This window comes from Rossellomorea sp. KS-H15a (assembly GCF_024195245.1).
In the GTDB taxonomy this organism is placed as follows: domain Bacteria; phylum Bacillota; class Bacilli; order Bacillales; family Bacillaceae_B; genus Rossellomorea; species Rossellomorea vietnamensis.
In genome coordinates this window covers 222,977-246,893 of record NZ_CP096886.1, presented here as the reverse complement: position 1 = coordinate 246,893, position 23,917 = coordinate 222,977, and the positions used below count along the sequence as shown (strand labels likewise).

Below are 23,917 nucleotides of genomic sequence, written 5' to 3'. Positions count from 1 at the left end.
TTTTTTATTGAAATATTACAATTTTATATACATATAATAGGAAGTTATGGTAAATTATTTAAGTATAATTTTTGGTAAGCACTGGTAAGCACAGGGACGGTTCTAATTTCTACTTAATTACAATCATTCTAAGGTAATTCTGCAAAAATGGGTATAATATAACTATTTTTATAGTTGATATTATCTAAATTTGAGAGGGTTAAGTGGTGCGGTGGAACCTGCTTCCAAATGATGTGAGTTTCTATCAAGGAGGACGAAATTTGAGTTACTGTACAGAATGTGGAAAAGCACTAAAAAATGACCTGGCTTTTTGTGAAAGCTGTGGAGCGAAGAGGGAGGTGGAAAAGGAGGAACCGATCAAGAAGGTTTCCAAGACTCCAATGTCTAAGAAGAAAAAGGTCTCTCTGTCCATTGCGGGTATTTTAGTCGTAGGTCTGGTTAGCACTCATATGATAGTATCTTCAATTTATGATCCTATGAAAAATATTCAATTGATGGACAATGCCATGACGGGTAATAGTGAAGAAGGTTTCCTTGAATACATAACGTTTGACAAAGATTCACTATTAAATAAGAAACAGTATTTCTCTTATATAAAGACATTGGACTGGGAAGATATGAGGGAACAGTTGGTTTCCATTACAGAGAGTGATCTGAAATTTGATGCTTTTGTGAAGGATCAACGCGGTCATGATGTTTTCAAAGTAGAGAGAGATTCTATCTTGGGACTTTATGAAACGTATGACATTAAAGCAGTTCCCAATCAGGTTTTCATTACGACTAATATGGAGCCCGCCACGTTTAAGATTGGTAATAAAACGGTGAGTGTGAAAGACAGCAGTGAACCTGTTGAGGTGGGTAAAGCCTATCCTGGCACGTATACGGTAAAAGGCGATGCCGCTAATCTCTACGGAGAATTTTCCATAGAAGATGACATTGAAGTGAAACCGACGAAATCCGGTGACTCTAAGCATAGTCTTGAATTTGACGGTGATACATATGCGATTGATACCAATTTCCCTGAAGCAGTCTTATTTATAAATGGGAAAAGCACGAAGAAGACGCTGCAAGAGCTGGAGTATCTTGGGCCATTTCCGGAAGATAAGGAAGTGACCATGTTTGCGGAATTGTCGCAAGCAGATGGGAAGACTTTAAAGAGTGATGAGGTCACACAAGATCAAGGGTCATGGGGAAGTCTTTCTTTCTTATTTGCAGAGGACAACGATAACCTATCTGCGGACTCATCAATTACTATGGAAGAAGCCAATCAATTTGTCCTCGATTTCAGGGATTCATATGAACAGGCTTTGAATACACGGGACTATACGTTGATTTCTTCCTACCTGCTTTCAGGAAGTTTAGCAGAAGAGGAATTGGTTGAGTATATAGGAGATTTGCAGGATAAGGAATATTCCTATGATTTCAAAGACAATACGATTGTCAATTCTCGCGAGGCCGAAGAAGGAACATTTGAAATTACGACAAATGAAAATTTCATTTTCACCAATCATCTCGAAGAACAGACTACATATAATCGTGAGAAAATATATACCATCATAAAAGAAGATTCATCTTTTAAAATTAAGAAAATTGATATTCATGATACAGAACGAAATGAGATTTAATGGAGGTAACGACATGATGAAATGCTCGAAATGTTTCAATGAACAGGACTCTGGTAAGTTCTGTGGAAAATGTGGAGCCAATTTAATGGAGGCTGAAATTACACATCAGCCAACGGCTTATGAAGAAGTTGCTGCTGCCTCAGAGACAGTTGCAAGAGAGCAGGTTCCAGTAAATGAAAGTGTGACGAAGGCTAAGGAAGGTGTTTCTAAGTATTGGAATTACGCATTACAAATACTGAAAAAACCTTCTTTGGCATTAGAGGGTGGAGATCACCAGTTTAAGAATGGACTTATTACAATTGGCCTTTTTGTCATTGCTTTTTCACTGAGCATTTATTTTTTGGTGAACAAATTATTTAAAGCGATGTTCGGTGGACTTGGAAGTATGTTCTCGGAAGATGGGATGGGAGCACAGTCACTGCCCTTTTTCCATATTACATCATCCCTCTTCATGTTTTCACTGATCTTTCTTGTCGGAGCGCTGATTAGTGTATTTCTGGCAGGGAAATTCATGTCTAAGGGTATTACTTTCAAAAAGTTACTGGCTCAATTCGGTGGTGTTCTCGTACCATTTGCTACATTAAATGTAGTAGCGATCCCGACTGGCTTGATGGGTTCCGTTCAATGGACGCTTATTCTGACAGGTGTATCCCTTTTTTATGCGATTGTCATCATGCCGGCCATTGTCGTGTATGACAGAGCGATGAAGTCTCAACAGTCAGTAAACAAAGTATACCTGGCCGCAGGAGCATCTGCATTGTCCATGTTCATTACCTATCTTGTGATTCGCACGAGTGTGATGGAGTTTATGGAAGAGATTGAATCTTTGGTGAATATGGGGTTTTAGGTTTGACTTGGGACTGTTCCCAATCTGCTGACCTCAAATTACTGGAACTTTACTAAGAAATTGCATCCATTGTACAAATTAAGTACCCCCCTACGGATTATCATTCAATATTAATCTTGTAGGGGGGATTTTTACTTAACAAGGGACATGCCCCCGGGCTTTTAAAAATGGATAGACATCAAGATGAAAATAGCAGAAGCACTGGTTGTGATACAAAGTAAATAGATAATCATCACGGCTTGGACCTGCGAGAGTCCGTAGCTCAGCAGTCGATGGTGCAAATGCAGTTTATCCGCATGAAAGATCGATCGGCCCTGCTGGATCCTTTTTAAGAAGACAAATAACGTATCGAAAATCGGGATTGCCAGTATCAACAAAGGAATATTGATGGTGATGACCGTGATCGTCTTCATGGCCCCGATAATGGAAATAGCCCCGATCATGAATCCAAATAGGGTAGACCCCGTATCCCCCATAATGATTTTTGCCGGGAAGAAGTTATGAGGTAAGTACCCGATCGCCACTCCTAACATCAATGCGGAGAGGAGAGCTGAAACCGGTTGATTCATCAGGATCGACGTGATCAGGAACGTGAAGGCGAAGATCCCGGCCATTCCACCCGCCAATCCGTCCAGGCCATCCATGAAATTGATGACATTAATAATGAAGATGATCCACACCATGGTGAACAGCTTACCCAGTACAGGTGAAAGCTCCATATATCCTAAAACAGGAATATCTATCTGTGATACATAATCCCCGAATTGAACGATCAGGAAAGAAGCGATGATCTGAACCAGTAGCCTTGGGAGTGGAGAAAATTCTTTAGATTTTGTTTTATAGTAGTCGTCGATGAAACCGATGGTGCTTAGCATGACAACCGCCAGGAACAAGGCGGTGGTCAGACTTGATGTTAAATAATTGAGCCAGCTTAATATTAGAATGCCAATGAGCGTAACGACCGTAAACACGGCTCCTGCAAGCATTGGCAGAGGTTTTTTGTGTACTTTTCGGTTGTTGGGGTTGTCTACGAAGTTTATTTTGATGGCAAAAGGGATAATGAATTTAACGCCGATGTAAGTAGTAACTGAAGTCAATAGAATGATTATCAGAGATAAAGAAATCATATTTATGAGTGCTCCTTTAAAAGAATAGAATGCCTTTTAGACTATTAATCGGACATTTTCTTACAGTATATTACAACCGCTGATAATTTTCTACATTTTGTAAAAAATAGTGCGAAAGGTAGAGGCAGGGGGGACAGGTCCCTTGGCTCTTTTTTGAGCCGGAGTACCTGTCCCCTTGGCCATCCCCTGGTCTTACATATATTCTTTAGAAGTTTGATCTGTTTTAGCAGCATCGATCATGAGGAAGATGGCCGATACGATATGCATGACCATTCCGACAAACGGAATCCAGCCAATGCAGGATGTGACGATTCCGAGTATACTTCCGGTTGTTGCGCCCTTATCTTTAACTGTAAGAACCAGAGTCGTAATATGTAAAACAAGCATGATGACTAATGGAAACCATAAAAATCCAATGATGATGCCCGCGCCCAGTAAGGGAACCCCTAAAACCGCTTCAAATGCCCCTGTGGTCCACTTTAATATTCTAGAAGTAGATATTGGAACGACCTCCTTTTAATAGTAATATTTTCCTGTTTATTATAACATATAAAGAGCGTCTATTCGTTTAGTTGTTTTTACAGAAGGAGTTTGGATATTGTTTAACAGCAACCGGAATTTGACCGTTAACCAATGGATTATAGTTTTCATCTTACTCTTTATTCCTGTAGTGGATCTTGTGTTCCTGTTGGTCTGGACGTTGAGTAAAGAAGAAGATCCATCAATAACAAATTGATTTTTCTTCATACTCCCTCTATAGTTCCACAAATTAAATCTACTTTTCTTCTATTTCAAGTCCCACTCTTTATTTCTCTACACAATTAATGTTTCTACTCGGAATGTTGGTATTTCACATAATGATTGGGGGGGATGAAGTCAGGAAAGATTTTAATTATTGGTTTGAAAGATTTATGTTTCGAAATGCACATCCTGACGGTAGAAGGGGAATCAAGGGGACGGTTCTCGTGCTTCTCCAATATGATATATTAGTAACAGAACTAACGAAACCAAGGTCAATGAGGTACGCTCCCATGAAGAAACTTATATTAATACTATGTTCCATACTCCTATCCGCTCCATTATCTGCTTTTCTATCAGTGGGGACGGCCTATTTATTAACTGAACCGGTTACCGTTCAAGGTTACCATTTCAATCCCCCTATCTGGGCAACCGCAGTGGTAGTAGCCGTCTATGAAATCCCCTTTTACATTATCGTAGGTATCCCGGTTACATACCTTATCGATTATCTTATTAAGAAGTTTTCGCCAGAGGCAAACCGACTTAAAGAATACTCCTATCTCTTCCTCGGGTACTTTATCGCGGCCTTGCTTCTATCAGTCTCCCTTTTGCAAAGTGATATTGAAGGGTATTTGACGGTTTTTATCCCTGTCTTTGTTTATTTCCATATCTTATGGGGGATGCGGCTTAGATTTGGGTGAGGTCCAGAAAGCAGGGGAGGGAAGCACGAGAACCGTCCCCCTGCTTCCCCCGCTTCATCTCAATCGATTATCTCCACCAACTCAGCAATCACTCTTCCATCCCCCAGGTAAGTAGATTTGACGAGACCGATGTTTGGAACGTAGTACTCTTGGTAGCTATCACCTTTTACTTCAACCGCATTGGTGAATGTTCCTGCAGGAGTTGTGATGGTGCTGTTTACAGATGTGATCGTCATTCTCAGTCCATTTTGATCGAACCATTGGTGACCGACTTTCACAGGGTAGCCAAGGGTGAAACTGAAGGACATTTGGGGCTTTCCGTATACGATGCCATTTTCCTTCTCAACAAAAGGACGAAGAGAAGAACCCGGTCTACCTAGTGTCACATCGAATTCTTCCCACAGGTTATCGTGAGAATAGCTGAACGAAGTCACATAAGGCTCTTGATTATATACATATGTTTTGGAGTGATCAGGTTCGAAGCTTTCTCGCTGTGTCTCCGGTTTGAACTTATCGTCCAGGAGCCTTGCCATGAAGACCGCAAAATGTTGCCTTGATAGGTATTTTTGTGGTCTGTACGTGCTGTCATCGTAACCGGTTGTAATATTGGCAGTGGATAATCGATTTACGAATGGATTCGCCCAATGGTTCATGGGCACATCGATGAAGGATATTCGCTGATCTTCAGTAAGTCTATAAGCCTTAACCATCATCTTGGCCATCTGTGAACGGGTAAGAGACCCCCACGTATCAAAATATTTTGTCCCGTCCGATGCGGTTTTTCCGGAAATGAAACCAAGTTCCACTGCTTTCGCTACTTCCTCATACCCGTAATCGCCTTTCTTGATATCCGTAAACCCCGGATCTGGAGCAGCGAAATCAACTATATTCATTTCTCTTAAAAACATTTGAACGGCCTGAATTCTTCTAAGGTTGGCATCCGGTTTAAAGGTTCCATCATCATATCCTCTGATAATATCCTTCTCTGTTAAATACTCAATCTCATTCTTGTATAATGAAATGTCCGAAAAATCGGCATGTGCAACAGATGCACCTGTAGTCAATATTAATGTAGCCAATAATAGCCATGTTATTTTTTTCATTGGTTCCTCCTAGAGGAAGCAAGGGAAGCGCGGGGACGGTTCTCTTGCTTCTATTTTGTTCGAATTTATGAGGAAGCATGAGAACCGTCCCTATGCTTCCATTTCACTAAACTTTTTCTCAAGAAAGTTTATATAAATTCGGTCTTCACGCAACTCAAACATGTGATATGCCTTTCTCATGTAGGATAGTGCCTTTTCGTAGTTATCCACCAGCTCATAATTGTAGCCGATTTGATAATGCAGTTCACCTAACCCCCAAAGAAGTTCTTCCTCGAAGCACCACTTAATCGCCTTAACACAGTAAGCAGTTGATTCTTCAAGCCTGTCGTCACGAGTCAGGACTCTGGCCGTGTTGTATAGCAATTTGGTTTTTATAGACTTCTCTTGTAGATGTTCAGTGGTTTTCAAAGCAGTTTCCACTCGAAGGTAATACTCGAGAGCTTTCTTATATTCGTTCAGGGAGGCATGAAGCGTGCCTAAGGTTGAAAGGATTTGCATTTCTCTTTCGGACATGGCCTTTTTAGGGTGGGCGGTCAGGTCATAGGCTTTATGTAAAAGGGTAAAAGCAGCTTCGGATTCCTTCTTTTCCTCATGTAGATAGATGGCTTTGTGCCAATAAAGAAGCTGGAGCTTTTCATTATCTTTGTAGAAAAGAGGATTTTTCTCTTCAGCTTTAACGAGTTCGATCATCTCGCTAAAATCTCTTGTGTCTCTTAAGTATTTAAATTGCTTTTCTACCTCACGAATATAATCTATCCTGGGGGTAGTCCCAATCTCAAAGAAATAATTGATGTCTACCCCGAGTTTAACAGATATTTGATATAGGGCCGTTGCGCTTGGGTAGATATCCCCTTTTTCAATCCGGCTGATGAGGGCCTGGGTACAGATACCTTCTGCCAGATCGCCTTGTGTGATGCCGACCACCTTCCGCATTTCCTTTATCTTTGTCCCGATTACAGAGTAATCCATTATCTCACCCCCTGGAAAAGCCTCTAAATAGTTTAACACAAGAAGCATAGTGAAGGTTCTTGAGCTTCCTTTTATGGTTGAGGAAATAGTAGAACCGTCACTGTGCTTCCTACCTTTGCTATCCTTCTGTCCATATTTTAGAAATCGAACCATTTTCATCAAAAATAATAATCCGTATTCCCTATATGAAAGAACATATATTCATCCCAATGACTTATTGAGTAGAATCTAAATTTTCAGTTTAATAAGAGTACGGTAATTTTTTGGTTGGTTAACCAACCGGAGAATGGAAGAGCATCGACCTTGGAAAAGTCGGTGCTTTTTTTATTGAAGCATGTGAGAAGCAAGGGGACGTTTCTCTTTAATCTTCTTTTTCTCGTAGGAAGAAGCAGCTGAGCCTTACCGTTTATGATTAATCATTTCGATCACCCTGATTACCTCTAAAGTTTCTTCTTGGCGAACAGAACTATTCCGGGTTTGGAAGAATAAGAGAATTTCTTCTAATAATGAGGCGTAAAAGGGTTTGGTATCTTTAGAGATATCTATATAATAGAAGCTGTTTGGTGTGTGAAGGGTTGCACCGAAACGGGTATGCCAATTGAATTCCCCCCTGATCAAGGCATATCTGCCGTCCTCCCAGTGTGCGATCACCACTTCGCTCTCACGATTCGACTTCACCGTTACATCTTTTACCCCGGTGCCCAAAGCGGCAATGACCATTTCTATCATATGAATCCCATACCAGAAATAGCCAGGCATTGGTTCCTGCATAGGAAGCGGACCGTGAACATAGATGCTTGTGAAGCTTTCTTTATGCTCTTTCACTATACGTTGATAAGATTCCGCAAACCGCAAAGAGGAGGAGCTCATGACGGGTACACCATACTCGTGAGCCATTTTAAACAGCGCCTTTGCCTCTTTTACAGATAACACAAGTGGTTTATCAATGAAAACGGGCTTTTTATATGGAAGTAATTCTTTAAACAGTTCCATATGTTTTCTGCCATCCACAGCAGTCATTAGGAAGGCATCGCTCCTTGATGCGACTTCTTCTATGGACTCGGTAATCATCACATTAAAATCATTCCGTAGGGTTTCAGTAAAATCGTTAACACGTTTCTTGCTGATTTCTACATCTGCAGAATAGAAGGGGTATCCCGCCACAATGCGACCACCCTTAACGTTGTATGGATGATTTGGAGTATTTAATAGTTTAGCAAATTCTATACAATGAGAGGTATCCAGACCAATCATTCCTATGTTAATAGGTTTCATTCGATTTTCCTCCTGATTGAGATGGAGTGACCAGACTATGATCGGTTAGTTCATAAACCTGTCGAGGCCGCCCTCTGGTCAATATTTTTTCAAATCCGATGATGTTGATGAGTTCCGCATCCAACCATTTTAGGATAATGCGGTGTGCACTTCTGGCGGTTATGCCAAGAGTCTCAGCTAGCTCTTGAGCCGTGAACTGGCTCTGCCGTTTCCTTTTGATCAAAGAAATCAGCTTTTGCTGATATATGGCTGACATTCCTGCCTGTTCAGCCTTCTTTAGTAAAGCATTGTCCGTAATATGTATAGGGTAGGTGATCGGTGCAGATAATTCGACAGGGCCGAATACGCTGCGGTCCTCTTTGACGATGAAACAGCATTCTCCGCCAAATTCCTTTGCCTGCATCAAGGCAATCCGGGCATGGGTGCCTGCTGCATTGGCTGATAGGCCAAATCCGATTCCAATGGATAGCTGTAAATCTAGCTGTTTCTTCGCTTCTTCAATGAGGGGGAGCCACTTGTACCCTTGTGTGACCCGTTCGAAAACACCTCGTGTCGTGATGAACATATATTCATTGCCGCTCAGTGTGGTGAGATGTCCCTCTAATTCCTCCACATAGTCGAGGATCAATCGATTCAATTGCAGATTTTGCCTCTGAATGAGGTGTTCTGAAGATATTTGACTGACGAGTTCATGATACCCATCGATTTGGATCAATCCAAACACAATTTGGGTTTCCCGGTTTTGTCGCTTTTCGGTAGAAAGAAGGGCGCGTTCAAGAGTTACAATGATATCGTCCTCAGTCGGCACTACCCATTGTGCTGGTATGTTCAATCGTTTCAGTTCATCAGCGACGGCTTTCAAACCGGTGATGGCTCCGTTGCTCTGCAATGAATGAAAGTTTTCTATATGGAAGTCAATTAATTCCCGGATATGCTCCACAGAGGTTATTCCATCGAAAGACGTTACTGTTAACTCTTCGTTTACTTCTTCTAAAACCCTTTTGATATCCAGGGATTTTAGGCTGTCGATGGAAATACTTTTAACAGAGGAATGGGACTTTTTCATTTCAAATAACGCCCGGTAAAGTCCAGCTCCTTTTAAAGGTACATAATGAGCCGGGATATGTGCAGGGATGCATTTCCGGGATAAGGAATAGGAGGACCATCCTGTAAAAAGCAGTACATCCACCATATCGGATAATTCCTTTGTGAAGGATGTGGCATCATAAAGATGGTCAGACATACGGTAAACCGGTTGGAAATTAGGGAACATCTTGAGGCAATGTTTCATTTTATAATAAAGGTATTCAGGACCGATGATTCCGATTGTTATTGAGTTGTCCACGTTTTTCCCTCCTTAAAAAGCTGAACACTCCCCGGTATGGAAAGTGCTCGGTTTTCCTTTATACTATTAGATTTTCGATCCTATCAGAAGGTCATGAACAAAATCGTCATCGTTCAAATGCGGATAGTCGCGATAGACCCGGTCGATTTCACTATTTTGCCCGGGACTTAGTTTTTCTTTTTCGAGCAAACACCAATTTCCTTTTAGTAGGCCTTGTCGCCTCAAGACTTCATTAATGCCGGAGATACATCCCCTGAAGTTATTGGCAGAGTCGAAAAAGGCAGCATTGGCATCGGTTACTTCCTGCCCCCTGGTAAGAAGATGGGAAGGGACTTGATCCAGGTCCCTGATTGACTTGATTTCTTCCAAAAGGGATACGGCCTTTCTTGTCCAAACCGCCCAGTGGCCAAGTAAGCCCCCGACGATTTGTTTGTTCACTATATTACCATCAACGTTGAATTGGAATGTGGTTAATAAATCATTGACGATATTATCATCGTTCCCTGTATAAAGAGCCACTTCTTCACACCGGGAAGAATGACAGACAGCCCTTATTACATCAAGAGTCTGATATCTGTTGAAGGGAGCCATTTTAATGGCCCAAACATTCGGGATCTCCGAAAAGGCTTTCCAGAATTCATAGGATAGTACCCTTCCGCCTACAGATGGCTGGAGGTAAAACCCGAACACAGGTATGACTTCAGCCACTTTTCTTGCACGTTCCAACAGTTCTTCTTCTTTCCAATCCTGAAGCCCTCCGTTACTCAATAACCCCAAATCGTAGCCAAGTCCCTTGGCGGTTTTGGCTTCTTTTACAGCTTGATTTGTCGATCCACATATCCCTGCTACTTTAATGAAGGGTCTTGTTAATTTCTTCTTGTTAACTTCTTCTACAGCAAGACTCAAAACCCTTTCATAAAGGTTAAATTCAGGCTCTCTGATTTCGAACTGTGTCGTGTGAACCCCTATAGCGATTCCCCCTGCACCTGATTCGACATAATAATTAGTCAATCTTCTCTGTCCTTTTTCATCAAGACTTCTATCTTCATTTAATGCAAGTGGATGAGCTGGTATCACCGTACCGTCAAATAATAGGCTTTTAATCTCTTCTCTCAACATATTAGTAAGCTCCTTGCCTTTCTTGGAAGTGGGTCGGTTTTTCCAACACATATCCATCATCTTTGACCCATTCTGCCGTCCAATTAATCATTTGATTTAATGAAACTTTCGGATAGCCAAAATGGTGATGGGCTTTGGATGAATTATTAAGTAGTGCAGTAGGCTGCTCTTCATTCACAAACGCCACCTCTTTATTAAACAGCTTCCCGAATTGTTCAGCGAGCCAACGGACGGAAATCGTTTCTGGTCCAGTTGCATTTAGGATGACGGGAGGACTGTCAGCCATTTTCAGTGAGCGGAGAGCGTATTCATTAGCGTCACCCTGCCAAATGACATTTACATGTCCCATCGTTAAATCAATGGGTTTTCCTGTATACACCTGACGGGCAATTTCCATCAGAACTCCGTAGCGCATGTCAATGGCATAATTGAGGCGGAAAATGGTCATGGGAGTATGATGCCGGTAGGAAAAGTTTGTGAAAATCCGTTCTCTCCCAAGGCAAGATTGGGCATATTCACCAATAGGATTGACTGGATGTTCCTCATCACAGCCACCCTGTGTAATAGGAACCAGGGGGTACACGTTTCCCGTTGAAAAGACTACAATTCGGGAATTCTTGAATTTTTCTGCTACGCGTCCGGGCAAATAGGCGTTCATGGACCAAGTGTAATGTTCATTTCCCTTGGTTCCGAATTTATTACCAGCCATATATATAACGTTTTTCACGTTAGGAAGTGCTTGAAGCTGCTGATCGTCCATCAGGTCAGCGGCGATGGTTTCAACCCCGGAAGACTCAAGGTCTGATTTTAATGTCCCTGAAGAAAACCGTGAAACCCCGATCACTTTCTTGGGACAATTCCCTTTCTGAAAGGCTTTGACTGCCATTTTTGCTAGTGTCGGGCCCATTTTCCCTCCAATTCCAAGAATCAATAAATCTCCTTCAAGACTGCAAAGATCCTGGATCAATTCCTGGGATGGAACGGTCATCGTTTCCTCTACTTCTTCAATTGTTTTCATTTCCGGCACCTCCATGATTATTTAATAAAAATGTTGACGATGTTATTGACCGCCAGCAGAATTAGAACAACAAGTCCTGCGAATCCAACGATATTCTTCCAAAGAGTGTTTTTTAAAGATCCCATTATTTTTTCGTCATTGGCCACTACAAGAATGGCTACGGCGATAATAGGAACAATGACGATGGTGATGGCTTGGGCGAAGATAATCAGATTAATGGGAGCAGCACCGAATATCATGGCAATGGATGATCCAAACAGCATCACCAGAAGGATGAACCCTCTTACAGCTTTGGAGGATAATGTGCTCCCTAAGCCAAGGCCATCGGCAATCATCGTCCCCCCAATAGTGGCATTCCCTACTTGAGAGGAGAATGAGGCTCCGAATAGTCCAACCATAAATAATATGGTTGCACCATTACCGTAAAGTGGCTCTAATGCAAGCCCCATTTCAGAAACAGAATTTACGACAATTCCCTTGGGCTTAAGTATAACTGCTGCGCAAATCATGATCATCATTGTAATAAATCCGAGAATAAAGATTCCCAGATAGGTTTCTTTGATGCTTGATTGGTTCTGTTGTTGAAGGTTCCAGCCTTTCTCCTGGACGAGATAGCTTTGATAAACGGCTCCGACAATTGAAAAGCTTGTGGCAGTGAGTGCAATGATCAAAGGGAGGGATCCATCAGGTATCACCGGGACAAAGCCGGAAAGAATAGATGAGATGGATGGTTTTGTTAACACTAAAGTAATGAAAAAGGAGACCAGCATCACTAGTACAAGGCCTAACATTAATTTTTCGAGGATTTTGTAAAAATTCTTTGCAAATACGATCCCCATCCCTAGTATTGTGACCACAGCAATCCATAAAGTTGGTGAATATCCTGTCACAGTAGAAACAGCCAACCCTGAACCCAATGCATTGCCGGCCTGGAAAGCACCTGTGACGAGAAACGCCCCAATTCCTATTAACACTGACGCAAATCTTCCCCATTTCTTCTTCATGATTTGAATGAAGGACTCTTTAGCAGCCAATCCGATTCGTGTGCTCATTTCGGTAAACATCATCATAAAAAAGACAACAATGATAAGAATCCAAATCAATTGCATTCCATAGATGGCTCCAATTTTAGAGGATAAAGTCAAGCTTCCTGGTCCGAGGACCAATGCTGAAGTGATAAGGGCAGGACCTAATTGACTTAGAATACTTCTTTTCTTCTCTACTTCTTGAGGAGTCTCGGCTGCACTGCGGTTTACTTCCGGATCCATCAACATTCCCCCTTACATAATAGGTTATTTAATGCTGAAAATTCAGAATCTTATAGGTTCATCGTATATACTGTGATAAATAAAGACAACGTCTTTAATATGTCTTTAAATCATTTTGATTTTGAAAGATAGAAAAGATGAAGATATATGGGTATGAACAAAACTGAGTCTAATGAACCATCTTCATGTTTTTATTAGAAATATATTGATTTTTCTGAAAATAAATTATATTTTTAGGGTGAATACAAGTTGTATACCTGTATTTCGATAAAGGAGGAGACGATGAAAAAGTTTACCGGTTTTCTGATGTTTTTGTGTGCAGTTTTAATCATCCAATTGGTGCAGCAGGGATTACAGCCACTCAACAAGGTTCAAGCGCAGGGGAATGACTTGCTTTTAAACAATGACGGATTTGAAGAAAATGTAGAAAATGGTCTCATCCCGGGCTGGACACAGATTTTTGGAAGCGGGGGCATTAAAGTTGTCAATTACGAACATGCTTCAGGGGAGAAGAGCATGGAACTCCAGGATGGGGGAAGCGGTAATTACGGGATCATCAGTGACCGTGTCCCGGTACATCCCGGTTGGGATTATGTGGCGTCGGCCAGGATGAAGAGTACTGGGGGAGCCGGGGAAATTTATATCAGATTTTTTGATGGGGATGGAACTTATATTAGCGGATTGAATACGTCCATTCCTGGACCCGTATCTGATTGGACTGAAATCAGTACTACGGCGACTGCGCCTGATCATGCAGCCTTTGCAGCGGTTTTATTTTATTCGGGAAAGGCCAATAAAGGAACGTATTACTTTGATGATGCAGTGATGAAAGAAATAAAACCGGTGGAACCCATTGAACAAGTAGCGGAAGATTTAGGTGTGCAAGCTTCGAAAACAACCGTTATGCTTGGGGACATCGGAAAAGACAAAAATGGGAGGGATGTCCTTTATACCGTAGTAGCCGGTGCACCTGCGAAATTCGCTATGGTGGACGTGGAAACGGAACAATTAATCAAAAGCTTTCCACTTGAAGATACGTCAGGAGCATGGGGTGTCAAAGTAGCAGGAGACGGAACTGTTTATCTTGGAGGTTACAATAAAGGCTTTCTATACCGCTATATTCCTGAAAGCGATGAATTGGTGAATCTTGGCTATCCTGTCTCTTCCTCCGACGCCGTTTTGTATCCTATGGATACTTCGAGTGATGGGAAGATTTTCGGAGGAACGTATAGCTCTGGTTCCGTCTTTCAGTATGATCCATCATCTGATTCTTTCACAAATTTCGGAAGGATGGCAGACGGTCAAAACTGGGTTAGAAGTACGGTTTACGATGAAGAAGACAATAAGATATATGCAGGTGTTGGAAGCAAAGCCCACTTGATTGAATACGACATGGATACAGGGGAAAAACGCAATATCCTGCCTTCCCGATATGAAGATATCATTTCCGTCTATGATATGGATTTAGTGGAAGGTAAATTATTCGCTCAAAAGGAATCAGCTTATGAAATGTTTGTCATGGATACAGAGTCAGGGGAATTGGTAGAAGCGACAAATGGAGATACAGGAGAGAAAACGTTTGATATCCCTGAATCGTCACGTGGAATTTCAGGCAAGTCGCCGATTGCGAACAAAATCTATTTTACACACTATGGTATTCTCTTCGAATATAATCTCGATACCAATACCTTCAAGTCATTGGGGGCAGATATTAAAGGAAGTGCCATCAGTTATAAGTTCCTTCAATTAGATGAGGAAGGGTTCCCGGGATATTCCCTTGTAGGTCTTTCAGGGAACGGAGGGAAAATGTACAAATATAATCTAGAGACCGGCAATGTAAAGCTGATCGACTTGGAACTTCCTTCAGAACCGGTGCAGATACATGATGTGTCAAAGGGTCCGGATGGAAAAATTTACAGCACCGGCTATCTGCCGGGCAACATGGGTGCCTATGTACCGACGACTGGGGAGAATATCAGGTTTGATGGGATTGGACAAAGTGAAGGGATGGCAAACCTGAACGATAAAATGTATCTGGGGCTTTATCCTACAGCGAAGATCTATGAGTTCGATCCGTATCAGGACTGGAATCGTACAGATTCCGACTCCTTAAATCCCAATCTCTTATTCTCGTTAGAAAAGAACGAATCAATACCTGGGTACACTCCTCAAGACCGGCCATTTGCGATGCTTGGGGTAGAGGAGTACAACCAGCTCTTTATAGGAACTGTTCCTAAGAATGGAAACCTGGGTGGTGCTTTCACTATTTACGAACCAGGCACAGAAAAAGAACCGGAAGTTCATTGGAACATCATTCCTGATCAAAGTATTGTTTCTATGATCTATAAGGACGGGAAAGTGTATGGTGGGACAACGATTGCCGGTGGACAGGGATCAGTTCCGACTACCACAGAAGCAAAAATGTTTGTGTGGGATGTGGAGAAAAAAGAAAAAACTGCAGAAATGGTGCCTGTACCAGGGAAAAGAGCTTTGACCGCTTTGACAGTGGGGGCCGACGGAAAAATTTGGGGGATGGCTGATGGAGTCCTATTTTCGCTGAATCCTAAAACCAATGAAGTCATTTCTACCCATGAATTGGATCCGAATGCCTCCAGTAACTGGCGTAATGCTTCCCTTGAAGTCGGGACAGACAATAATCTATATGGAATCATCGGCAGAAAGTTTTTTAAATTTACTCCAAATACCGGTGAATGGGAATTCCTTGCAGGCAATGTTGACCACCTTGCCCAGGACGATTATGGAGCATTCTATTTATCCAGTGGAGTCAAGTTGTATAAGTACACTGATGAATCTCTTCTTTTAACGTTAAAGAGTGGTGAACTGCTGGTGAATGATCACAAACTGACTGTGGGAGAATCTGTCCCTTTCAAAATGAAAGGGATACTGGAAAAAGGGCGGAGTACGTTTGATTTAAGTGGGGCAGAAGTTAAATACACCATAGATAAACCTAAAATGATTTCAGTAGAGGATGGGTTGATCAAAGCAAAGAAGAGCGGTCGAGTTAAAGTATCGGCAGTTATTACGTTAGAAGATGCCACCATTGAGACTGAGCCGGTTTCTATCTGGATTAATCATAAAGGTGGAAAGAAATAAGGAGTGTCATATAGTGGCCCTGGATGATCTAGTTTTGATCCAGGGCCATATGTGTTGACTTCGTCATATGAGTGTCTTAGGAGAACTCGGCGGCATATCTGATTGAATTATCTAAAAAATACAATAATTAATTGAAAACCTAGAGAAACTATAATAATATTAAATAAAAATAGTATACATGTCATATACATGTATACTGAAGGTTGGTGTTGACTAATATGAAAATGGCCAAATTGGGTTTGCTCTTTGATCGGAACGAAGCAGAAAAACGCTGGTCATCAAACCAAAATGTATTTGAGATGTTCTTATTTGAAGTGTTAAACCATCTAAGAATTCCTTATGAAGTCCTTGATGCCGAAGATTCATTCGATAATAATGATGTACTCATATCTGTTTTGACAGGAGATCGACATGAACTTGGTGATAAACTAATTGATTATGTAGGATCTGGAGGAACATTGATATCGTATGGCGGGTTGGATTGTATAAAGGGGATTTTAGGGCTCACTTCAGAAAAGATTGATTCAAAAGGGTATGCATTCATATCAGATATATTATCAAAGAAAATGCCGCCTCTCCGCTTTCTTTCAGCAGATCCATGGAAAGCAGTGGATGAGTCGTTAGCAATAGATCCAAGCGGTTCATTGTGCAGGACGAATAAGAGCATGGATGGAAATTCGGGTAATGCTATACCTGCTTTTCAACAAATTCGATACGGGAACGGGTCCGTTCACAGGTGGGCCATTCACATACCTGAGACGATTGTAGGTATCCAACAGGGAACAAAACCGGTTACAGAGGATGGGCTTCCCGCTCCCGACGGTACAGCCGATCTCGCAGAAAACCTGTTAAAGGCAGATGATGGCTTCGAGCTGGATTGGGAAATGGACCGCTCCTTTACAGAAACGGGGATACCGTATTTTCCTCATCCCTATGCAGATTTATGGAAGGAAGCGCTGGTGGGGCACCTTCTTACTTGTGTTAGAGACATGGGCTTGACTCTGCCTTTCTTAGACTATTGGCCTTCAAACGTAAAGAATATGGCGATGATATCACATGACAGCGATCTGAATGTAGATGAGTCAGCGCTTCTGACGCTGGAGACATTAAAAGAAGAAAATGTTCAGTCCACGTGGTGCATGATTCCGCCTGGATATAGTCCTTCTATATACGAAAAAATTAAAGAAGACGGACATGAAATTGCCTTTCATTACAATGCCCTCCACAAGGATGATGGAGTTTGGTCTGAGGAGGCTTTCTCTGAACAGCTTAAAGCGGTTGAGAAGATGACAAGTACTGAACAGATCTTATCTAATAAAAATCACTATACCCTTTTTGAGGGGTGGGGTGAACTCTTCTCGTGGTGTGAGAAGTATGGGATTGAAGCAGATCAGACAAGGGGGCCGAGTAAGAAAGGGAATGTAGGTTTCTTATTTGGTACTTGTCATCCCTATTTTCCGGCAGCGTGGGCCGATGAGAAAAACCGTTTCTATAATACTTTGGAGATCGGCTTTCTTACCCAGGATTTAAATCATCATTCCCTTGCCGATACAAGTGTGATTCAACCCTTTCTGCACGGAGTCAAGCGGGTGGACGGTGTAGCTCATTTTCTCTTTCATCAATTTCATATTTATGATCAGCCCAAAGTTAGGGAGGCTATCATTCAATTAATCAGAATGGCCAAAAAACAGGGATTTACCTTTTGGACCTGTTCGCAAATCAATCAATGGGAGCGGGACAGAAGGAAGCTGATATTAAAAGATGGAAAAGGACAGGTGGAAATACAAGGTCATTTGAATCATGAAGGGTTCACCGTGCTGATTCCACTGTTAAAGAATGAAAAAGCGGGACATGAAGAGGAAGTGACAGAGAAATTTGGATTGTTATGCAGGAGAGTCGGAGTGGCATCCCCTATCTTAAATGAGGATAGGAGGGTGGGGAATGGATAAGAATAGACTGGCGATAAAAGGTGGCCCAAAGGTCAAGGATGCCCCTTTCTGTACCGGAAAGCGTTTTGGAGTGGAAGAAGCTAAGGAATTGCTTGAAGCTTTGGAGCAGAATACACTGTTTTACCATTTTGGGCAAAAAGTAAAACAATTCCTCAGTGATTTCAATGACCTATATAATACGAAGTATAGTGTTGCTACCTCTTCAGGCACAGCGGCGATTCATGTAGCGCTTGGTGCTGCAGGGGTGACAGCTGGTGATGAGGTCATCACCAGTCCGATAACCGACCAGGGTACGGTTATTGGTATCCTTTATCAGAATGCCATTCCCATCTTTGCAGACCTTGATCCTCATAGCTATAATCTCACGGCTGAATCAATTGAACAAAAGATTACCAATCGAACAAAAGCTATTCTCGTCGTTCACTTGGCTGGAAATCCGTGCGATATGGACTCTATTATGAAGGTGGCGGAGAAATATCAGCTTAAGGTCATTGAGGATTGTGCTCAAAGCTATTTAGCTGAATACAAGGGACAGTTGACTGGAACCATTGGCGACTACGGATGTTTCAGCACGAACGATTTTAAACATATTTCCACCGGGGACGGGGGAATCGTGACGATTAATTCAGAGGATGAGGGCGATTATTTTACCGCTCACGCGTTTGCCGATAAGAATTATCAGCGGCTTGGAGATTCCGTTTCAAAGGACATAGAGTTCCTGGCACCTAATTATCGCATGACGGAGCTTCAGGGAGCGGTAGGAATCGCTCAGTTGAAAAAATTGAGATGGATTTGTTCGAGACGGAATGAGTTGGGAGAGAGATTGCACCGTGCTCTTCATGGAATAAGAGGGATCATACCAATGGATATTCATGAAGATAGTTGGTGCAGTTATTGGTTTTATATGTTCACTTTGAGTCTTGGGGATTTGTGTTGTTCAAGACAAGAATTTTCTGATGCCCTGGCGGCAGAAGGAATCCCGAATCAAGCGGGATACATTCCCAAAGTTCTGTATGCTCAACCATTGTTCCAACATAAACAGGCCTATAGAAACAGTCAATATCCATTTGATCAGGGTTCCTATGATTACATGCAGGGAAGTTGTCCCAATGCAGAGAATATCCTTAAAACGGCCATTCGGTTAAACCTGGACGAATTTTATTCCGATCGGGACGTAGATGATATGATTCGCGCCATAAAAAAAGTCGTATCCTATTATTCATGTTGAGAGGATATTTGAAAGGAGGGACTCCGTGGCTGGAAATAAGGAAGGATTTATAGATCATGGTATTCCCGTCCAGGCAGAAGAAGAACGAACGTCTGCTTTCTGCTTAAGGGGGGAGGAATGCCGCTTTGTTATTGCCGGGAGAGGTTTTCTAATCATACTCAACCCCCATACCGGGAACCACAGACAAATGATGTTCCCTGACGGCTTTAGGGATTACCCCTTCTCTTCATACAGTAGCGATGGTTTGTTTTATACGGGAGCCGGTAATCGATTCATCGTCCTTGATCCATTTTTAGAAGAGTTCGTTCATTGGAGATATATTGAGAATGGTGAGGAAATCGTGGGATTTAGCTTTGCGGAGGATAGGGACGGTCTCATCTACTTTACTACCTATCCTCGCTGCCACTTGCTTCGGTATAACCCTGTAAAGAAAGAAATAACCGACTTTGGATCGATGGAAGAAACGGAGAAATACCCAGGTACCCTGGCGTTGGATCAAGAGGGGTGGGCTTATGTAGGAATCGGGACAGAAAGGAAGAATATCGTTGCTTTTCATCTTGAGGATAGAAGAAGGAAGAGCCTGGTGCCTCAATCAGAGCGTGTAAAAGGTGTTGGTTATGTATATAACGGGATGGACGGAGCTGTATACGGACACTGGGAGGCAGATGATTTCCTTAAAGCTGTGGATTCTTCTTATTGGATGAAGTTTTCAGGTGGTGATATAAAGGAAACAACGAATCTCTCACTATCTCGATATGCAGGGAAGGGATTTCATAAGGTTCATAGAAATGGAGAATCGCCATTTCAGGTAAGGGATTACAGTCTCTCAGAGGGTTATGCCCAGTTCTTTCATAGTAGAACGGGGATAGATAAGCGGATCGAATTTAACTATGAAACAGAAGGGGCAAACCTTTCCACGATTGTCCTGGGACCGGATGAAAGATTATATGGTACTTCCATGCACCCCCTTCAGCTATATCGATATTGCTTCAAGGATGATGCCATTCAGAATTTTGGCGGAGAAGTGGTGGAAGGAGGGGGTGGAGGGAATATTGCTGCCTATGCCTGCCTGGGGAATGTGATGTATGGTGCTGCATATGCAGGAGGAAAACTGTACAGGATCGATACTTCAAAACCTTTTGCCCTTAAAGAAAATCCCAAACTTCTCCTTAAGACTGAAGCTATTCACCGTCCTCGATGTGCGCTGGCGCTAAGGAATGGGGTACATATTATTTGGGGAGGGTTCCCGGGCTACGGAATGATTGGAGGAGGACTTGGAATCTACAATACGATGTCGGGTAAATTCACTCTTCTTGCTCACCACAGAATCGTTCCGAATCAAAGTACTCTATGCTTAGGGGAACTGAGTAACGGATTGATTATCGGTGGAACATCCATTGAAACACCTGGCGGGGCCCAATCAAATGAAGATGAAGCATATCTTTATCTTATGGATTGGGAGCGTGAAGTCGTGAAAGATCGATTTGTACCGATAAAGGGGGCGAAGGAGATTGCCCAGCTTTACGTCGACCAATTTGATCGGGTGCATTGCTTAACGGACTCAAGCATCTACTTCGTTATTAATCCGGTTACTAAAAAGATGTTAATAAGAGAGGACCTTTCGAGATGGGGAAGTATCGTCAGAGAAGGGTTCATATTTGACCAGGAATCACATTCACTAATCATATTATTAAGCAAGGCGTTACTCTGTGTAAAGGTGTTGAAAGAGGTGGATGCACATTCAAAGCCGGAAGTATTGTCCTTCCTGCCTAAAGAAGCTTCAAGTGGCATTGTTCTTCATAAGCGGAGAATTTATTACGGGAGCGGCAGCCATCTATGCAGTGTATGTGTCGATTAGTAAGTGAAGTTTACGCCATTCTTTAGGAGGTGGTAATCCTTGTATTCTTTAATAGAGTTGGCTGGAAAAGGAATCCCTTCTTTATTGGACAATATTGTTGACTTAAAGCGTTGGGAAACGAAAAGGGAAGGTATAGTGAATACGTGGTTGGAAACTTTAGGTGGAATCCCTCCATTAACTGAAACTATGATGGAGGTCGTTGCCCTGGTAGACCAGATTGACCATTATCTTGTAAAGGTGAGATATTCGACTGTTTTCGATGATCGGATTCCCGCCAATCTACTTATTCCTAAATCAGGGAGAACCCCCATATTAAAGACTAAAGAAGAGGCTAAAAGATTTCTTTTCTCAGATTCTTTCCCTCAAACGAGTTCCTTTCCTGCTGTCCTTGCTCTGCATCCGACTGTTGAAATGGGAAAAGACGCTATTTGCTTGGAATCAGGAACGGAAAATCGTCAATATGGACTGGAACTTGTCAAGAAAGGGTACGTTGTACTGGCACCGGATTCTATTACAGCAGGAGAAAGAGTTTCTCATGGGGAACAACCTTTTCATACAGCCTCCTTTTATAAGAAGCACCCTGAATGGTCTGCTGTGGGGAAAATGATAGCTGATCACCGACAGGGAATCAGTCTGCTGGAATCATTCTCATTTGTTGATAGGAGCAGGATTGGCGTGATCGGTCATTCTCTTGGGGGGTATAATGCCTTTTTTTTAGCCGGGGTTGATACAAGAATTAAAGCAGTTGTTTGCAGTTGCGGCTTTTCCACTTTGACAAAGGATCCGGAAAGGCATAGATGGGGGAGGAGGGAATGGTTTACCCATATTCCTTTATTAAGTGATTATATCAAGAGGGGGGTAATCCCTTTTGAATTTCATGAAATACTCGCTTTGACAGCACCTACCCCATTATTTATCTGGATGGGGCAGAATGATCAGATTTTCCCTCATTGGCAGCCCGCAGCTCAAGGATTGGTAGAGGTACATTCCTTATATGACTGGCTGAACGAAAGGGAGAAATATACTTCATTCATTGGTCATTCGGGTCATGACTTCCCTCCTGAAATCAGGGGATTGGCGTACTCTTTTCTTGATCATTGGCTGTATGCGGGAACGGAAAAATAGAAGAAAGATCAACTTTGCAAATCCTTGATCCCTCCAGTAAAATTAGGATTATCAAGCTGTATAGGAGCTGTCTGTTATGTTGAAAAGGAAAACGGATTTTGATGAACGCTTTAATAAGTTCATCCGGGATCTAAAAAATGAAATTATTTCGGGGAAAATTAAGGCGGGCGAATTCATCCTCCCTGAAAATACCCTGAGTTTGGAATATGATTTAAGCCGGGTTTCAATCAGGAAAGCACTCGCACAACTAGTGGATGAGGGATTGATCGAGAAAATTCCGGGGAAGGGGAACAGAGTCACCATTCCAAATGATACTCAGAAGCAGTCGATCACCCTGGGCTGGTTTTCAGACTCCTATGAAATTAAAATTGTCGAGAAAATCATTGAGCGATTCGAGGAACTGAACCCCTATATTCGGGTGAATCTGCGTGTTTTCCCTAATAGTCACTATGTCCACCATTTAAACGAGATCATCGAGCAGGGTAATGGACCGGATGTCTTTATAGTTTCTGATTACCATTTACGTGAACTTGCCGAGTCTGATCGTTTATCGATCATAGAGGGGTACCTTCCGGAACATCTTCAGCCAGAAAAGGATAGTTACGATAAAGTTTTCGAAATGTTCACCTACCATAATGAACTACATGTGACGCCATTTGTCTTTTCCCCGGTCATGATTTGCTACAATCAGAAAATGTTTAAAGAAGCAGGAGTTCCGGAACAATTTAACATGGAGACCTGGAAGGATTTGCTGGAGATTGCAAGACGAAATACCAAAGATTTTGCCGGAAAGCATTTAGTTGACCAATACGGATTTTGTTTCTCTTCTTTGACGAATCGGTGGCCTGTATTCTTATTGCAGAATAATGGAAGCTTTATGACGAAAGACCGTTCCAAGTCACTGATGAATAGCCGTGAAACTATTGATGCCCTGCACTTTTGTGTAGATATGATGTATAAGCATCAAGTCTCCCCCATTTTCTCCCATGGGAGCAATGTCCTTGCCGAAAACCTGTTTATGCGGGAGAGGGCAGCTATGATTCTTACGACATATTACTTTATGAATGAGTTCAGAGATCATGATATTAAGTGGGATGTCCTTCCCCCACCTAAAGAAAAGTCGTCTGCCACTTTACTTATCGGAGGCGCCCTCGGAATAAATGCAGCAAGCAGCAAGAAAGAATCAGCAAAAGCACTGGTCAGTTACATGGTCAGCACCGAAGCCCAAACGATGATTAAGCTGAATGGTTGTACTATACCGGTTCTCCGGTATGTGGCTGAAGATAACTATCTGCTTAAACCCGACATTCATCCCCCTCATTATAATGCGTTCAAGGATGTCATGCCTTATGCAGTCAGCCTGAAGGATCTTAACATTACGAATAAAGAACTGGAATTAATTGAAAATGAATTACATCTTCTCTGGGCTAATATGGAAACACCGGAAGATTCGTGCAGACGAATCGACGGTATGCTAAATGACAGAATGGTCACTTCATAGAAAAAAG

18 protein-coding genes are annotated in these 23,917 nt (G+C 42.2%); 9 read left to right on the top strand and 9 right to left on the bottom strand.

Annotated features, from left to right (window positions below):
- Nucleotides 1–260: 260 nt before the first annotated feature.
- Together M1J35_RS01085 and M1J35_RS01080 are read left to right on the top strand one after the other, a co-directional pair.
- On the top strand, nt 261–1,625 hold the full coding sequence (locus M1J35_RS01085; protein WP_254652515.1) for a TcaA NTF2-like domain-containing protein: 1,365 nt from the start codon (nt 261–263) through the stop codon (nt 1,623–1,625).
- A 13-nt stretch (nt 1,626–1,638) separates the two neighbouring features.
- Nucleotides 1,639–2,472 carry a DUF6574 domain-containing protein gene (locus M1J35_RS01080; protein ID WP_254652514.1) on the top strand — a complete coding sequence of 278 codons (834 nt, stop codon included), beginning with the start codon at nt 1,639–1,641 and terminating at the stop codon, nt 2,470–2,472.
- Nucleotides 2,473–2,633: 161 nt separating this feature from the next.
- Here the strand turns inward: M1J35_RS01080 and M1J35_RS01075 are convergent, their stop codons facing one another.
- Entirely contained in the window at nt 2,634–3,599 is a 966-nt protein-coding gene (locus M1J35_RS01075) for a glycosyltransferase family 4 protein (protein ID WP_254652513.1), read from the bottom strand.
- A 192-nt stretch (nt 3,600–3,791) separates the two neighbouring features.
- Nucleotides 3,792–4,100, bottom strand: coding sequence for a hypothetical protein (locus M1J35_RS01070; RefSeq protein ID WP_254653666.1), 309 nt, complete (start codon nt 4,098–4,100; stop codon nt 3,792–3,794).
- A gap of 410 nt (nt 4,101–4,510) precedes the next feature.
- Between M1J35_RS01070 and M1J35_RS01065 the strand changes: the two genes are divergently transcribed.
- Entirely contained in the window at nt 4,511–5,038 is a 528-nt protein-coding gene (locus tag M1J35_RS01065; RefSeq protein WP_254652512.1) for a hypothetical protein, read from the top strand.
- Between the two features lie 59 nt (nt 5,039–5,097).
- Here M1J35_RS01065 and M1J35_RS01060 read toward each other — a convergent pair whose 3' ends face one another.
- The 7 genes from M1J35_RS01060 to M1J35_RS01030 all read right to left on the bottom strand — a co-directional run bounded on the left by M1J35_RS01060 (nt 5,098) and on the right by M1J35_RS01030 (nt 13,135).
- Nucleotides 5,098–6,141, bottom strand: coding sequence for an S-layer homology domain-containing protein (locus tag M1J35_RS01060; RefSeq protein WP_254652511.1), 1,044 nt, complete (start codon nt 6,139–6,141; stop codon nt 5,098–5,100).
- Nucleotides 6,142–6,231: 90 nt separating this feature from the next.
- On the bottom strand, nt 6,232–7,110 hold the full coding sequence (locus tag M1J35_RS01055; RefSeq protein ID WP_254652510.1) for a helix-turn-helix domain-containing protein: 879 nt from the start codon (nt 7,108–7,110) through the stop codon (nt 6,232–6,234).
- A 399-nt stretch (nt 7,111–7,509) separates the two neighbouring features.
- Nucleotides 7,510–8,385: a Gfo/Idh/MocA family protein gene (locus M1J35_RS01050; RefSeq protein WP_254652509.1), complete on the bottom strand. Its 876-nt coding sequence runs from the start codon at nt 8,383–8,385 to the stop codon at nt 7,510–7,512.
- Nucleotides 8,372–9,730, bottom strand: a complete 1,359-nt coding sequence (locus M1J35_RS01045; protein WP_254652508.1) for a GGDEF domain-containing protein — start codon at nt 9,728–9,730, stop codon at nt 8,372–8,374. The genes M1J35_RS01050 and M1J35_RS01045 overlap by 14 nt, the downstream gene beginning before the upstream one ends.
- Before the next feature lie 66 nt (nt 9,731–9,796).
- The gene (locus tag M1J35_RS01040; RefSeq protein WP_254652507.1) at nt 9,797–10,849 is read right to left on the bottom strand and encodes a dihydrodipicolinate synthase family protein; all 1,053 of its coding nucleotides are present in this window, start codon (nt 10,847–10,849) and stop codon (nt 9,797–9,799) included.
- Nucleotide 10,850: 1 nt separating this feature from the next.
- Nucleotides 10,851–11,867 carry an NAD-dependent epimerase/dehydratase family protein gene (locus M1J35_RS01035; protein ID WP_254652506.1) on the bottom strand — a complete coding sequence of 339 codons (1,017 nt, stop codon included), beginning with the start codon at nt 11,865–11,867 and terminating at the stop codon, nt 10,851–10,853.
- A 17-nt stretch (nt 11,868–11,884) separates the two neighbouring features.
- Nucleotides 11,885–13,135 (bottom strand): Nramp family divalent metal transporter, encoded by a 1,251-nt coding sequence (locus tag M1J35_RS01030; protein WP_254652505.1) that lies wholly within the window; start codon nt 13,133–13,135, stop codon nt 11,885–11,887.
- A gap of 282 nt (nt 13,136–13,417) precedes the next feature.
- Here M1J35_RS01030 and M1J35_RS01025 point away from each other — a divergent pair, with 282 nt between their 5' ends.
- The 6 genes from M1J35_RS01025 to M1J35_RS01000 all read left to right on the top strand — a co-directional run bounded on the left by M1J35_RS01025 (nt 13,418) and on the right by M1J35_RS01000 (nt 23,910).
- Nucleotides 13,418–16,249 (top strand): carbohydrate binding domain-containing protein, encoded by a 2,832-nt coding sequence (locus tag M1J35_RS01025; RefSeq protein ID WP_254652504.1) that lies wholly within the window; start codon nt 13,418–13,420, stop codon nt 16,247–16,249.
- A gap of 218 nt (nt 16,250–16,467) precedes the next feature.
- Entirely contained in the window at nt 16,468–18,198 is a 1,731-nt protein-coding gene (locus M1J35_RS01020) for a hypothetical protein (protein WP_254652503.1), read from the top strand.
- A complete protein-coding gene (locus M1J35_RS01015; protein WP_254652502.1) occupies nt 18,191–19,426 on the top strand; it encodes a DegT/DnrJ/EryC1/StrS family aminotransferase in 1,236 nt (411 codons plus the stop codon). Before M1J35_RS01020 ends, M1J35_RS01015 begins: the two co-directional genes overlap by 8 nt.
- A gap of 25 nt (nt 19,427–19,451) precedes the next feature.
- On the top strand, nt 19,452–21,284 hold the full coding sequence (locus tag M1J35_RS01010) for a hypothetical protein (RefSeq protein ID WP_254652501.1): 1,833 nt from the start codon (nt 19,452–19,454) through the stop codon (nt 21,282–21,284).
- 39 nt (nt 21,285–21,323) lie between these two features.
- Entirely contained in the window at nt 21,324–22,409 is a 1,086-nt protein-coding gene (locus tag M1J35_RS01005; protein WP_254652500.1) for an alpha/beta hydrolase family protein, read from the top strand.
- Between the two features lie 76 nt (nt 22,410–22,485).
- Nucleotides 22,486–23,910 (top strand): extracellular solute-binding protein, encoded by a 1,425-nt coding sequence (locus M1J35_RS01000; RefSeq protein WP_254652499.1) that lies wholly within the window; start codon nt 22,486–22,488, stop codon nt 23,908–23,910.
- Nucleotides 23,911–23,917 lie beyond the last annotated feature (7 nt).